The following is a 13,509-nucleotide window of genomic DNA, read 5'->3' as shown; positions in this document are numbered from 1 at the left end:
AAGGGCTGGTCGGGCTGCTGATATCCGTGGCCACCTTTCTGAGCTGCCTACGCGGCAGTGAAGTTTGCCGGTAACTACACAACCGGCAACGGTGATTTCTGAGCTGCCTACGCGGCAGTGAAGATCATCAGGCGCGCCGGCCTGAAGACTTCCCATTTCTGAGCTGCCTACGCGGCAGTGAAGTACCTGACCGAGGTCGGAACTGATAACGCGAATTTCTGAGCTGCCTACGCGGCAGTGAAGGCCCTCATTCGACGAAAACTGTGATGTGGATTTTTCTGAGCTGCCTACGCGGCAGTGAAGGCGTGCGCCGCAGCCTGAGCCTGACCGTTTCGTTTCTGAGCTGCCTACGCGGCAGTGAAGGCTTCGATCTCGTCGTAGTCGGCGCAGGTGTATTTCTGAGCTGCCTACGCGGCAGTGAAGATAAGCGCGCTGACCGTTGCCTATCTGGTTTTTTTCTGAGCTGCCTACGCGGCAGTGAAGGCAGAGCAATAGCGATCCCGCCGAGCATCAAATTTCTGAGCTGCCTACGCGGCAGTGAAGCTTCACCGAGGCCGCCGAAACCTTCCAGCAGTTTTCTGAGCTGCCTACGCGGCAGTGAAGTACCCGGAAGCCTGAGTGCTCGATCTCTTTCATTTTCTGAGCTGCCTACGCGGCAGTGAAGGATCACAGCCTTGGCGGTGATCAGATCGAATGTTTCTGAGCTGCCTACGCGGCAGTGAAGCAATCTCGGATGCCGGTACCGGCGTGTTGGGCTTTCTGAGCTGCCTACGCGGCAGTGAAGACGGCAATCCCGATGGCGACGGTGATGGCATTTTTCTGAGCTGCCTACGCGGCAGTGAAGTCCGCGTTAAGACTCTCCACCGCCTGCCTGGTTTTCTGAGCTGCCTACGCGGCAGTGAAGCCCTTTAGGACGCCAAAGTCATACCCGGCAACTTTCTGAGCTGCCTACGCGGCAGTGAAGCTACCCGTGAAGTGCCTTTGATTGATCAGCACTTTCTGAGCTGCCTACGCGGCAGTGAAGTCGATCATCCCGATGTCTTCACCGGGCAGCAGTTTCTGAGCTGCCTACGCGGCAGTGAAGGTCTTCTCCCGCTTTCGCGGCCTGAACTGCCGTTTCTGAGCTGCCTACGCGGCAGTGAAGGAGAATACGCGGCGTCACGCCCAGGGCTGTTTTTTTCTGAGCTGCCTACGCGGCAGTGAAGCATGCTGTAGCTGGCGACCCGCTGCGCGCTGTTTTCTGAGCTGCCTACGCGGCAGTGAAGTACGGCGGTTTCTTTTACCCATGCCATGTTATTTTCTGAGCTGCCTACGCGGCAGTGAAGGGCAGCCGCACAGGGTCCAAGCCGATCAGCTTTTTCTGAGCTGCCTACGCGGCAGTGAAGTAGAGTTTAAACCGCCACAGCCCTTATAGGAAAAGGGCTGTGGCGGTTTTTGGTTGGAACCCCCTATTTTTTGCCTAAAACCTAAGTCATTGATTTTTAAAGAGCTTAAATTCAGCGCAAAAAAAGGGTCAGAACCAGGGCACGGTGGCGGTGCTGCTTAGGCCGTATTGGTTGAAGGTTCCTGGTTGGGGGCTGTCGAGCAGCGGTCCGTGACGGATAAACAGGTTGAAGCGTTCCCCTGAGCTGTTGCTGCGCGTTACCACAAAGGGCAAGTCGCAGCGTTTGGCGGCGCTATCTGGGATGCGTTTGCGGGCCTCTTCTTCGCTGATGCCGTGACGCTTGATCAGGCGGCGGCGGGCGCGCTCTGGATTGCTGTCGACTTGCACACGGCTGACTAGACGGTGCTTGGTGTCTGCCGGTACAGCAGTCACTGCACTGACTTGCACATGGTCGCGCATGCCAGTCAGCCAGTTGAGGGCTAACAGTTTTTGCAACGCCTCGGCTGTGCCATGTACGCGCAAGCAGTCACCCAAGCCTCGAGTGGCGTCTTTGATGGTGGGGAAACTGACCCCGATGTCGTTGCGCTTTAAGTCGCTCAAGCCCCGATGAAGCTTACTGAACAGCGCACTCATTAGTTGTGTCTGCGCAAACTCCGGGTCGGGTAGCAATTTCAAGTCAAGGTAATGGTCCATGGCTTAGCCCTTGTCGGAGTCACCGAAGACGCCACCGCGAATCAGCGTGGCGATAACGAAGTGCTGCTGTTCGGTATCGGGAGCTTTGTCTTTAAGCACCCAGTTATCCAGCAGGGTGTAGAAGTCCTGCTTCTGCTTGGGCTGGCGATAGGCTTTGCCTTGGGTGGTGACGGAACCGTAGGGTTCAACGGCGATTGGGCCGTTGATATCTGCTCCCTCATACCAAGTGTCGATGCTGCGCAGGGCGTTGCCGATCTTCTGGGAGTGGATACCGGCGACTTTATTAACTGCATAAAGCGTCTTGCTCTTGCCGTCTTTGCCGCGTTCAAGGATCAGCTCTTGCGATGGGAATACTTCCTGCCCAGCTCCTAGCCGCACAAAGGCGATGACTTGCAGCAGTACGTGCTGTTTGCCAGCAAGACCCTCGGCAATCAGGCTGCTGAGTTCGTTCAGATGCTTGGCTTCGGCGGGCTGATCAAAGTTGCGCAGTGACAGCGCCAGTGCATCGAATGTCCACAGGCTTTGGGCTTTGCCGTCGACTAGGTGGGCAACACGCACTTCAACCTGTTCCGCACCAATACGGTTACGCCACAGGAAGCGGCCATTAGCCAGGTTGTGGGCATAGCGGCGGGCCAGCTCAGTAAAACCGTGGCTGTCGACGTAGCCTTTCACTGTGGCCAGCAGCTTGTCTCGGTAAGCTGCTTCGTTACAGGCTGAAGGCGATCCTGTGCCCGCCAGCACGCGTAGGGTGAACAGGGTTTTGAGGGTGTCGGCATCCGCTGGCAGGGCAGCAACGTCTACGGTTTGCAGGTTGGGGTTTTCGATGGCGGCATCGAGTTTTGCTGGGTCCTGATCTTTGGTTTTAAGGCGGTTGGAAATGGTGCCTCGTACAGATTTGGGAGTTACTGCAATCGGGCTCCAATTGTTGGCATTGCCGCGCTCATTCCAGTCACCGGCATAAAAAAGTGCGTCGGATGGGTCCAGCTTGCGCTCAAAGGCCAGTACGGATGCGGTTTTCAGGGTTTCATTGCTCATCTTTAAAATCCTTATAAGTGATCAGACAAAGTTGTAACCGGCATCGACCGGTAGTCATTGCGGCAGCGATACAGGCCGTTTTCCGGCTGGCTGTCGGCGTACCAGAGCAGTTGTTGCGGTGCGGTGAGGCGGTGCGGACTTAGCCATTGGCCAATGCCGTAGAGGCTCTCGACAAAGCAGAAGGGCGTGTGCCGGTCACGCACGTTGGCTACGGTCCCGGCGGGTTGAACGTCACTTAACGCGCCGTAGCCAACTGGAATGGGCACAACCCAGCCGAGGCTCTTGCGGTCGTGCTGCCACTCACCTTTACCCTCTTCATCGGTGTGCCACTGCCAATTGATGCGAGCCAGTGACAGCCAGGCATCAAGCCGACTGGCGTCGGGCTGAGTGAGTTGCAATTCCTGATGGCGTTGCTCCAGCAGGTCAGCTCGCTCGACCAGTGCAAAGCCAGGCAGTAATTGCAGCTTGAGTTTCCTGAAGCACTCTTTGGGTGAAGCGGTTGCATCCTCCACATCCGACAGGCTCACGATATAAGGCCGCTGCTTATAACGTGGGGCTTGGCTTTCGATCACGCTGCCGCCAGCAATGCGCATCTGCATCAGGATGTCCCGAACCTGTTTGGCCAGTTCAGCCTTGGCTTCATCGCTGCTACTGCTCAGGTGTGAATTTTCCACGGCAAACACCAGGCTGATATCCAGATGGACACGGCCTTCTTCGACAATGGCCGCTGTGCTGCCGTCTTTGTCCACAGGATTGCGGGTCAGGCGGAACTCATTGACGAAGCCGCCTTCGGTGATCTGTTCTTCAACACTGTGAGCCACCACGCCGACAGCATTGAATTGCAGATCAAGCCCTGCTGCGCTGGTTTTGCGCTCCAGTGCCCACATCAGACCGAGAAACGCGGTGATGGAGGGAAAACCGTGGGTCAACGGGCTGGAAATCGCGTTGGCGTTTTGCACCCGCAAACGCGGGATTACCAGAAGGTTTTCAACATAAGGGCACTCAGCCATGGATGACCTCCTCGCTGGTGGCTGGAACCACAGCACGGCGCTGCCTAGCGGCGGGCCAATCCACGTCAATCAAGGCCTGGCGTGCCCAGTGGGCATGCTCGGCGTCGCCGACGGGCAGGTCGTGACTGCGCAGTAAATCATTCAGCCAGTTGCCAAAGCGGTGAGCCACCTGGTCGGGCCAGTCCTTCCATTCATACGCCTGCACAAAGGCTTGATCGGCCTCTGCGTGCTGCGGGTGAGCAGGTAGTTCAACACGCAGAGGGTCCAGCCAGAGTTGCTCGCACTCAGGTAAACGGCAGTTCGGGTCACGGCTCCAGCCGGGTTCAAGGCCTGCATGGATTGAAGCGCCATAGGCGGCCAGCGATTCGCCCAGTGCCTGTTCGATTGCCCTGCGCTTCTTTCGTGTGTCGTCGTTAGCGGGCGGGTTGGATTTGAGCAGGTCAACCAGTGCATCAAGCAGTTCGCGAACCCCTTCATAGCGGGCAAAACGTGGCAGTGCCGAGTCAATAAACAGCAAGTGACGCGGGCGGTTTTGATCCCAACCCGGCGGCGCTGAAGCCAGCAGATAGTTCACGCCGCCGCGCTCGCTATTAAGCTGGCTGATATTTTGCGGCTTGGTGCCGCCCAGCTTACGTACCACTAGATCGCGGTAATCGTGATAGGGCGCATCGTGAGGCTTACCCTCGCGCTTGGCCTGACGGGCCAGCTTGTTAGCTTCGCCAAAACGGGCATCGTTGATGTCCTGATGCACCGCATGGGTCAGGCTGCTGGCAAACATAGGCTGCAACAGGTGATAGCCGTTGTCGTCAGCAGGCTCACCACTGATGCACCAGTAGAGTTGTTTGGCTTTTGTATCAGAGGCGAGTCTACTGGTCTTGTCTTCAAGGAGCTTTACACAGTTTGCCGCTAGCTCTTTTGCGTCTTGAGCCTCTGCTGCTGTATGGGCAAATGCGTCTATTGCGTCCTGATCATTCTCCTTTAACCACTCTCCAAATTTTTTCCCATCGAAGGTTGCATCCAGAAGTAGGTAGAGCTCATAAGTTGCGGTTACGTAAGCTCCGTTGCCTGTAGTGTCTGCGAGACTATGGCTGTGGTTAAGCAGGTGAGAGCCGATATCTGGATGTTGCTGCAGCTTGCTCGGGTTGATATTTAGATTTGTAGTTTCCTTAACCTGTAAGTCGGGGTGAGTGGCTTTAGCCACATGTGTGGCTATAGCAATTTGGGAAGAGCCTGCCGCTCCTTTTTCGATCATCAAGTCCAGTTGGTACTTGTCATTTATTTCTTTGATTTTATTTTTTGCGGCAGAGTCAGTTTTGCCTTCCCATTTGGCGAGGGCTTTTTCTTTTCTACGCACAACATGCTCTTCGAGCGCCCGCCGCATGGCTTGGCTTCGGACTGTTTTTTGTTTCATGCAGTCGCAGACCTCCCTATTTCTGTTTTGAAAAACCCAATTGCGGGTGATACCGCCACCCTTGTTTACTCTCAATCACGCTGACCGCCGTAAAGCGCTCGGCGCAGCGTCGCTGTGACAGGCCTTGTGCTTCGGCCAGTTGGTTGAGCAGTGTCAGCAGATCATCTTGCCCCCAATGATTGATACGCGGACCGAGCGTTAGCTGCAGGCGTTCGATCTGGCTTTCGGCGGTGGTGTAGATTGCAGGCTCTTTGCCCTGAGCCTGCTGATGGACGCGGTGCAGGATGAGCTGTTCGCCGTCTTCATCCGGCAAAAACAGTAATTCGGTTTCTCGGGTGGTCTGCTGACGGAACGGCTGGTGCTGGGGTAGCACCCACGTCAGCCCGGCCTGGGGGTATTGCCAGGCGCTGGCGGCATTCAGGTTTTCCCCCACCGGTTTGACGCCGCGCTGACGCGGTTGCGGGGTGACGGGGAGCATGCGCTCGGCCATGCGTGCGTGTTCAAGGTCAACCAGACTGTGCTGTGGCTGCCAGCTTTGTGGCGGGCGCGGTTGAATACGCGGGGTGGCCGTGGGAATGCGGTATTCGTCCTCTCTTAGCGATTCACTCAGTCGACGGTTGTTCAGGCGGAAGGGACTAAAGCCTATCGGCTTTGAGCTTTCAAAGCCCGGATGGATATAGGCTGCTCTGGGTTGGCCGCTGGCGTCTTTGTCCTGCGAGAAGCATTTGAGGTTGCTGTCAAAGATCAGGATGTTGGCGGTTTCACAGCGTTGGTTGCGGTGGCGTTGCACACGCCCGGCCAACTGAATCAGTGAGCGCATGGAAGATGGTTCCACCACCGCCCAGTCATAGTCGTGGTCGCGGCCTACTTCTGTAACCGGTGAGCCGAGCACGACAAACAGTTGGTGCTGCTCGGGATGCCTATCCAGCGCCTGACGAATCTCCGGCAAATCAAATACCGCCTGTGGATTGCGGCGGTTGAGGCAGGTATCCAGCCGGTTTTCGATCGCGGAACGCTGCAGCAGCGGGAAACGGGAGTGATAGACGCACAGGTGGATACGCTGATCCTCTACCGCTCCCAGGCGCAGCAGCTCCTGCGCGACATCGAAAAGCGGTTCGATATTAGCCATACGCACCAAGCCGAAACTGACCTGCTTGCCACTGTGTGGGCAGATGCTGTGATGACGGCTGTGGGCCAGTTGGATGGCTTTATGCACTTCGCTGGCAAAGGCGGCGCGCACGGCGTCCTGTTGTTTGGCGCTGATATTTAGCGGCAGCAGTTCGGCGCGGCGTTTGGCACCGTCGCGCTCAATGCTCTGTGCCAGCGCCTGCACGCGACGCGAGACAAAGGCTTGATGAGCCTCGCTAAAATTGGCGGCATCGCTGAGGGTGTGTGGCTGCGCGGTAAATTCATCGATCCACAGGCAAGCGATCTGCACAGGACTTTCCTGTCCGCCGTGTTGGCCGCGATTACGCTGATACTGCACGCGACCTGCGCGGTAGGCGTGGAACATGCCCTCAACCAAAGAAGGCGGCAGGGTGGCGGAGGACAGCAAGACGCGGCTGCCTAATAATCCGGCCCAGTACACCAAGCGGGTTAGGGCGGGCAGATCGGCAAGGTCGAAGTCGTCCAGCTCATCCAGTACCAGATCACTGCTCATCAGGCGCAGCATGGGGGCGATTTGCCGGCCTGCGCGTTGCGCTTCGGTGGCGGGCATCAAGTGGTCGATGGTGCACACCAGCATCGGCGCGGACAGCAAGGCGCGGATGCGATCGTCGTGCATGGCTTTGCTCAGCAGCGGATGGCTGTCGTGCTGGCCCTCGAACAGAACGTGGCTGTCTTCTTCGATCAGCTCCTGGATCGACTCCGAGCCTGTGCGTTCAGCTTGCTCCTGGTAATACTCAAACAGGCTGCGGCTGGCGGAACCGCCTACGCGGACGGCCAGTTCGTCTTCATCCAGATGCAGGTCTTGGCGGTAGCTGCGGCCGGTTTGTAGCGTCAGCGTGCGCAGGCCCAGGGCAAAGGTGGCACGCATACCGTGCTGCGGATCAGCCAGGGCATACAGTACGCGGGCATTGGCCAGGGTTTTTCCGCAGCCGGTAGAAGCCATGTTGACGATAAAAGCACCGTGCTCGGTCGCTTGTGCGCGTAATGCGGTGGCGGCATCAAAGGCTTTGTCCTGCCAGCGGAAGCGCTCGCTGGTGCTGCGTTTTTTCAGGCCACGATGGCGAGCAAGACGTGGCAGGTGCCGCTCAAAACCGGGCAGGCTGTGGCTGATGCTGCCAGCCAGGCGGGCGACGCCGAGCAGGTGTTCATCCAGCGGCTGCTTGAGCTTGCCGTGTTTGTCGGTATTGGCGAAGAGCTTCGGGTTTGCGTCTCCTTTGACCCGCTCTGGGGAGTGATCAAGGCTGGAGTAATGGTGGTCGGCGAGCATCAGGCACAGCCGGGCTAAGTGCATCACATAAGGGTTATCCAGCCAGTTTGTCTTGCCCGGCTTGCTGTTGAGCATTTGCAGGCGTGTCGCCAGTTTGGCGGCCTGGGTTCGCCATTTCGGTAGTTGCACTGGCAGTTCATGAGCAAAGTCCCAGTAAGGTTCAATTGCGTCCTGCGCGGCTTGCTGTTTGATCTCATTCCAACTGCTGGTGATGCCTTGCAGCAGATTGGTGAGCTCTGGGGCTTTGAGGGTGGAGGGTTTGCCGAGGTATTGCTGGCGCTGCTGGTCATCAAGAGCAGGCTTAACAGGCAGGCGGTGATGGGTGACAACCAGCCAGGCTATGGCTGCGGCCAGCGGCGGCAGGTCTTTAAACGGGGGCGGTGTGTCGGCATCCAACCCGTCCCGGTGATAGCGATCAGTGGCCAGCCAACTGGCATCGTTTTCTGCGCTTGGGTTGGCCAGCCGTGCCAGCCAGGTGGCATCGTCGTCTTGGCCAACAAAGGCGAGAAATAAACGTAGTGACACCCACTCATGGCGGTAAAGGTTCTTTTCCCGCGCATTACTGCGCAAACGCTGCTGAAAGGCCACACTGGCTTTGCCCAAGTCGTGGAGCAGTGCGGCGAGTTGAGCCAGTAGCTTAATGTCTTCGCCGGTGTGCCAGTTGTTTTCATCGGCGCTGCGTAGCACATCGCGTCGGGTTGTGTTGGTGGGCACTGCGCCTTGCTCGTTAAAACGGCTGGCGTCCCCGACTATCCACAGCAGCTCGCTGTGATCCTTGCCCCGTATCCAGTGACAAGCCACAGCAGTGTTTTTACGGGCGGTTTTACGCAGGAGTTTGCGCAGTGTATCCAGCCCGGCCTGGGTAATCGGCGTTTGCCAGGTGCGTTTGCCCCGGCGCTCGGCGAACTGATCGAGAATGCGCCGGGTTTCCACCAGCGCGCGTTTTTCGCACTGAGCGATTAGCAGAATATTCATCGGCCGGTGTGCTCGGCCACGTCTTTGAGCGTGTCGATCATGAAATCCAGCGCTTCACTGCGGGTGAGGTTTTCGATACAGGTTTGTCGGAACTCCTGCTCTTCATCGCCGCGCACCGCCGATATAAATGCCTGCGGCAGGATGGTGGCGTCCTTGATCAGATCCGCGACATCAAACACCAGACCGCCGCGCCGGGTCTTGCCATGCAGCACAGCCAGTCCGTGGGGGATACCCAAAACCCATGTGGCACTGGCTGCCAGGCCGTAAGCTAGGTAGTTACCGTGATCGAGAAAACGGTTGGCCGGGTCGCCACCTGTGCCGTTTTTGGCCCGGACAAAATCGCCATAGCCGCTGGCGCGGGCAGCCAACGCAAACAGTTGCTTGCTCAGGCGGGCTTCTTCAGTCAGTAGGTGCGTGTTATCGGGCAGGTTTTCGAGGGTGCGCAGTGAGGCGTCGAGGGCGCGCTCAAGCTCGGCATAATCAATATTGAAGCCCGCGTCGCGGAAGGTTCGGCTTTGCCAGCTCTGGCGGATGCGATTGAGGCGGGCACGTTGGAAGCTTTTGGCGGCTGCCAGGCGCAGGTTGTCATCAAACCAGAAACGAACCCAATGCTGTAAGTATTCAGTGGGGCGGTATTCACTCTGCGGGGAAAACCACGCCACCTCGACATCGGCCTCATTGGCCGAAAACAGTGGAGTGCCTCCGCCTCCACAAAACCCGACCAGCACACCGGCCTTGGCCAGCTCGCGCATGGCTGCTTGGGTAATAGATGTGCCGGTGCCGAGCAAAATAGTGGTGGTATTGGCGATGGGGATATTCCAGTACAGCGACTGTTTACCCGCATCGGTGACGTATTCGACTCGTCCGCCATTCACTAACACACGGCAGTGCTGTAGGTAGTAAAGGTTGGCCCGTTTGGAGTGCAGTATCGACTTGAGGTCACTTGGGCTCAGATCATCCATGAGAAGAGGCTGCCATTTATTGTTTTGATGGCATTCTGGCATTGCCCATTGAAAATGGAAGTAGACGAAGATCCAAGATGTGAGTGAGTCGATAACCCTTTTTTCGAATGATTTTTTTAGCCTTTTTAAATCAACGGGTTACCCGGATCTCAGAAAAAATGGTTTTAGGGCAGTTATTGGCTGCAAGGCTTAACTTGCATGGGTTTCACGGGTAACGTCTCTACTTCACTGCCGAATAGGCAGCTCAGAAATTGGCGTTAATCGCTATCGAGAGTTGAATGCTCTTCACTGCCGAATAGGCAGCTCAGAAAAGCACCTCGATACCAGCGCCGGTAATCATGTACTTCACTGCCGAATAGGCAGCTCAGAAACGCCCGCTTTCCGCCCTGATCTTTTAGCGCCGCTTCACTGCCGAATAGGCAGCTCAGAAAATGGAGCGCTGGAAGAAACGCGAACGAAAAGACTTCACTGCCGAATAGGCAGCTCAGAAAATTTGGGTGAGTAACGTAAAAGGCGGGCTGACCTTCACTGCCGAATAGGCAGCTCAGAAATTGAAAATGTCGGCGAGCTTTTCCTGCTCAACCTTCACTGCCGAATAGGCAGCCGGATCGTTTTCTGATTGCATAAAAAAGGCGAGCTAAGCTCGCCTCCATGTTCAGGGTCTGTCAGTCATTGCGCTGATAGATGATCTTCTTGGTGCCGCCGTCGCAGCTGCCGACCACCATGCTCGGGTCTTTGGAGTCTTCGTTGTTAACGATCTCCAGGGTGTAGCTGGCAACGCCGTTGGCCTGGATCTTGGCTTCGATCTCGGCGCGCAGCTCTTCGCAGGGCTTGGGGGCTGCCAGGGCGACGCTGCTGAACAGGGCGAGCAGGGCAATTGGGATCAGTTTGTTCATGTTGTAGCTCCTTGAATTTAATGACCTACAGATCGTTTGACTGATGGCTGTGGGCCAGAGTTCGGGACTGGGCTGCCAGCGCTTCCAGTTTCTGCTGGCGTTTGCTGGTTGTGAGTCGGCCTAAGTGCTTCACCTTTGTATAAAACTCAGGCCAGCTTTGCCCTGCCTCGTCATACAGCCTAGCAAAGGCTGACACCCATTGATCGTAAAGTCCGAATGGCAGCAGTTTGGCGTTGTTGATTGGCGTTTCAACCCAGCCATCGTAGCGGCCGTTTCCTTGCCATTGTGTGTCACGCAGATGACGGTATTCATGGCGCAGGCGTTCGATTTCCGCCTGTTTGGCTGTGCGCATTTGCTGCGCTGGCTGGCCGCTTTCATACAGCTTTTGCAGGCGCTCGCGGGTGGCCAAAACCAGTTGGGTGAACTGTTCGCGTTGTTGATCGGCATGTGGATCGGCAGGTGGCAGGCCGTTCTTTGCGCGCCATTGACGCAGACCTTGCTGTTCAACAAAGGTGGCGAAGGATTCGTTAAAGGCAGTGTCGTCCGCTACATAGAACTGCTGGTGCGCCAGTTCGTGGAAGATCACCGCGACAAATCGTTCTTCGCTCCAGCGCAGCATGGTGTTGAGCAACGGATCATCAAACCAGCCGAGGGTTGAATAGGCTTCAACGCCGCCGACGAAGGTATCCAGCCCTTGCTGTTTGAGCAGCGCCGCAGCGCCGCGGGCACGGTTCTGATCATAGAAACCGCGATAGGCCACGCACCCTGCAATCGGGAAGCAATACAGCTGCGGGCTCAGGGAAAACTCCGGGGTGGCGAAGACATTCCACAGCACAAACGGGCGCTGCAGATCGGCATACAAGCGGTAGCTGCGGTTATCCGGCAGGCCCAGTTCTTGGCTGGCGAATGTGCGCGCTTGCTGTGCCAGCTGCAGGCGCTTTTTCAGCTCGGGTGAGGTGGTGGAGTCAGTCAGCAATTTATCCACAGGCTGGCGGGCGTTGAGCAGATGCAGTTGTCCGCTGGCCAGGTGGCTGTAGTAGTCCAGCGTGCTGCAGCCGCTGAGCAGCAAAGCAAAGGCGAGGGTCAGCCAGCGTAAGGGCATAGTGATTGTTCCGTTGGGCGCAGATTGTCGAAGGCGGCTGTAAAGCCTACCCTGATCTGCATTCCACATTGGAGGTGTGCATGCGATTTCTGGTTCTGTTGCTGACTGCTTTGACGCTGGCCGGGTGTGCCTCCACGCCATTACCGCCCCATGATCCGGCGCAGGCTTGGGTAACGATGCATAGTACCGGGGGCAGTTTGCTCATGGCCGATCGTGTGGATAACCAGCGCTGGCCGGATGGCCGCTATTTTCAGGTCACGCCCGGTGAGCATGAGTTGCAGACGCGCTTTATCTTTGATGTGTACAGCGGTGGTTTTAACGGCTTTTCCGATCCGACTCAGGTCACTTGCTTTATCAAGTTTCGCTATGCCGATTTCAAACCCGGCCAGCGCTACCGTCTGGAAGCGCGGCCGTGGATGATGACGGCACAGGCCTGGATGTATGACGAGCAGCGCAATGTGCTGGTCAAGGGGGACATTGATCGCTGCGGCCCCATTTAGGCTGTCACTGCTGGGCGCATTCGTGGCTGAAGCCACGAATGATTTGAACGCTTCAGCGCCTCCCGGCCAACTCGGCGAGTAGGTCGAAGCTGTGCAGGCGGTCGGCGAAGTCGTACATATCGCAGGTGAAGATCAGTTCATCTGCGCCGGTCTGCTCCAGAATCATCTCCAGCCGCTTACGCGCTGTTTCCGGCCCGCCAATCACGGCCATGCCAAAGAAGTTGCTGACACCTTCACGCTCATGGGGCAGCCACAAACCATCCATGCTTTGCACCGGCGGGCGCTGCTTCAGGCTGTGCCCGCGCAGCAGAGCAAGAATGCGCTGGAATGCAGACGTCGCTAGGTATTGCGCCTGTTCGTCGGTATCGGCCAACAGCAGCGGCACGCCGAGCATCACGTACGGCTTGTCGAGGACTTCGGACGGCTGGAAGTGGTTGCGGTAGATGCGGATCGCCTCGTGCATATAGCGCGGTGCGAAGTGTGAGGCGAACGCATAAGGCAGGCCTTTTTGCCCAGCCAGTTGCGCGCTGAATAAGCTGGAGCCGAGCAGCCAGATGGGCACCTGAGTGCCTGTGCCGGGCACGGCGATTACGCGTTGATCGTCAGTGCGCGGGCCAAGGTAGCGTTGCAGTTCTTCTACGTCAGCGGGGAAGTCATCTGCGCTGCCAAGGCGGTCACGGCGCAGGGCCTGAGCGGTGAAGTGATCGGCGCCCGGTGCGCGCCCCAAACCCAGATCAATTCGCCCCGGATACAGGGTGGCCAAGGTGCCGAATTGTTCAGCGATCACCAATGGCGAGTGGTTGGGCAGCATGACGCCGCCGGAGCCGAGGCGAATGGTGCTGGTACCAGCTGCCAGATAGCCGAGCAGCACGGAGGTGGCCGAGCTGGCGATGCCATCCATGTTGTGGTGCTCCGCTACCCAGAAGCGCTCAAAACCGAGGCGTTCGGCGTGTTGGGCCAGGGCCAGAGAATTGTGCAGGGACTGAGCAGCGTCGCCGTCATCCCGGATGGGGGCCAGGTCGAGGATGGAGAGTTTGGTTTGCTGAAGAAGGCTCATCAGAACACCTGTAATGCTGTGTGATGCCGAATTGCATCAATACCTGAGTT

General features: G+C 57.4%; 10 protein-coding genes and 2 CRISPR repeat arrays (1 of these 12 only partly in view). Of the genes, 1 reads left to right on the top strand and 9 read right to left on the bottom strand.

Annotation, left to right across the window (positions count from 1 at the left end; all coding sequences use genetic code 11):
- A CRISPR array of direct repeats spans window positions 1-1,385; the repeat unit is 28 nt; unit sequence TTTCTGAGCTGCCTACGCGGCAGTGAAG (it extends 806 nt beyond the left edge of the window).
- Between the two features lie 128 nt (window positions 1,386-1,513).
- The 8 genes from cas6f to AO726_RS16320 all read right to left on the bottom strand — a co-directional run bounded on the left by cas6f (window position 1,514) and on the right by AO726_RS16320 (window position 11,902).
- Window positions 1,514-2,077 (bottom strand): type I-F CRISPR-associated endoribonuclease Cas6/Csy4, encoded by a 564-nt coding sequence (cas6f, locus tag AO726_RS16355; protein ID WP_058069161.1) that lies wholly within the window; start codon window positions 2,075-2,077, stop codon window positions 1,514-1,516.
- A gap of 3 nt (window positions 2,078-2,080) precedes the next feature.
- A complete protein-coding gene (gene csy3, locus AO726_RS16350; protein WP_058069160.1) occupies window positions 2,081-3,112 on the bottom strand; it encodes a type I-F CRISPR-associated protein Csy3 in 1,032 nt (343 codons plus the stop codon).
- 11 nt (window positions 3,113-3,123) lie between these two features.
- Complete coding sequence (gene csy2 / locus AO726_RS16345) at window positions 3,124-4,122, bottom strand: type I-F CRISPR-associated protein Csy2 (RefSeq protein WP_058069159.1); 999 nt, start codon at window positions 4,120-4,122, stop codon at window positions 3,124-3,126.
- Window positions 4,115-5,476, bottom strand: coding sequence for a type I-F CRISPR-associated protein Csy1 (gene csy1 / locus AO726_RS16340; protein ID WP_160320969.1), 1,362 nt, complete (start codon window positions 5,474-5,476; stop codon window positions 4,115-4,117). Before csy1 ends, csy2 begins: the two co-directional genes overlap by 8 nt.
- A 73-nt stretch (window positions 5,477-5,549) precedes the next feature.
- Entirely contained in the window at window positions 5,550-8,942 is a 3,393-nt protein-coding gene (gene cas3f, locus AO726_RS16335) for a type I-F CRISPR-associated helicase Cas3f (protein WP_058069157.1), read from the bottom strand.
- Window positions 8,939-9,904, bottom strand: a complete 966-nt coding sequence (gene cas1f, locus AO726_RS16330) for a type I-F CRISPR-associated endonuclease Cas1f (protein WP_058069156.1) — start codon at window positions 9,902-9,904, stop codon at window positions 8,939-8,941. Before cas1f ends, cas3f begins: the two co-directional genes overlap by 4 nt.
- Before the next feature lie 223 nt (window positions 9,905-10,127).
- A CRISPR array of direct repeats spans window positions 10,128-10,455; the repeat unit is 28 nt; unit sequence CTTCACTGCCGAATAGGCAGCTCAGAAA.
- Window positions 10,456-10,569: 114 nt separating this feature from the next.
- Window positions 10,570-10,800 carry a DUF1161 domain-containing protein gene (locus tag AO726_RS16325; RefSeq protein ID WP_058069155.1) on the bottom strand — a complete coding sequence of 77 codons (231 nt, stop codon included), beginning with the start codon at window positions 10,798-10,800 and terminating at the stop codon, window positions 10,570-10,572.
- 25 nt (window positions 10,801-10,825) lie between these two features.
- Complete coding sequence (locus tag AO726_RS16320) at window positions 10,826-11,902, bottom strand: aminopeptidase (RefSeq protein WP_058069154.1); 1,077 nt, start codon at window positions 11,900-11,902, stop codon at window positions 10,826-10,828.
- Between the two features lie 80 nt (window positions 11,903-11,982).
- Between AO726_RS16320 and AO726_RS16315 the strand changes: the two genes are divergently transcribed.
- The gene (locus AO726_RS16315) at window positions 11,983-12,402 is read left to right on the top strand and encodes a PA0061/PA0062 family lipoprotein (protein WP_058069218.1); all 420 of its coding nucleotides are present in this window, start codon (window positions 11,983-11,985) and stop codon (window positions 12,400-12,402) included.
- Window positions 12,403-12,454: 52 nt separating this feature from the next.
- Here the strand turns inward: AO726_RS16315 and AO726_RS16310 are convergent, their stop codons facing one another.
- A complete protein-coding gene (locus AO726_RS16310; protein WP_058069153.1) occupies window positions 12,455-13,459 on the bottom strand; it encodes an LLM class flavin-dependent oxidoreductase in 1,005 nt (334 codons plus the stop codon).
- Between the last annotated feature and the right edge of the window lie 50 nt (window positions 13,460-13,509).

It is taken from the genome of Pseudomonas sp. TTU2014-080ASC (genome assembly GCF_001446935.1).
In the GTDB taxonomy this organism is placed as follows: Bacteria; Pseudomonadota; Gammaproteobacteria; order Pseudomonadales; family Pseudomonadaceae; genus Aquipseudomonas.
Note: the sequence above shows the minus strand (reverse complement) of the source record. Positions and strands in the feature narration are given on the sequence as shown.

What these genes read in the sequence shown, in the direction of transcription:
- AO726_RS16315 (WP_058069218.1), top strand. Translation starts at nt 11,983, where the DNA reads ATGCGATTTCTGGTTCTGTTGCTGACTGCTTTGACGCTGGCCGGGTGT.
- AO726_RS16320 (WP_058069154.1), bottom strand. Translation starts at nt 11,902, where the DNA reads ATGCCCTTACGCTGGCTGACCCTCGCCTTTGCTTTGCTGCTCAGCGGC.
- cas6f (WP_058069161.1), bottom strand. Translation starts at nt 2,077, where the DNA reads ATGGACCATTACCTTGACTTGAAATTGCTACCCGACCCGGAGTTTGCG.
- csy2 (WP_058069159.1), bottom strand. Translation starts at nt 4,122, where the DNA reads ATGGCTGAGTGCCCTTATGTTGAAAACCTTCTGGTAATCCCGCGTTTG.
- AO726_RS16325 (WP_058069155.1), bottom strand. Translation starts at nt 10,800, where the DNA reads ATGAACAAACTGATCCCAATTGCCCTGCTCGCCCTGTTCAGCAGCGTC.
- cas1f (WP_058069156.1), bottom strand. Translation starts at nt 9,904, where the DNA reads ATGGATGATCTGAGCCCAAGTGACCTCAAGTCGATACTGCACTCCAAA.
- cas3f (WP_058069157.1), bottom strand. Translation starts at nt 8,942, where the DNA reads ATGAATATTCTGCTAATCGCTCAGTGCGAAAAACGCGCGCTGGTGGAA.
- csy3 (WP_058069160.1), bottom strand. Translation starts at nt 3,112, where the DNA reads ATGAGCAATGAAACCCTGAAAACCGCATCCGTACTGGCCTTTGAGCGC.
- AO726_RS16310 (WP_058069153.1), bottom strand. Translation starts at nt 13,459, where the DNA reads ATGAGCCTTCTTCAGCAAACCAAACTCTCCATCCTCGACCTGGCCCCC.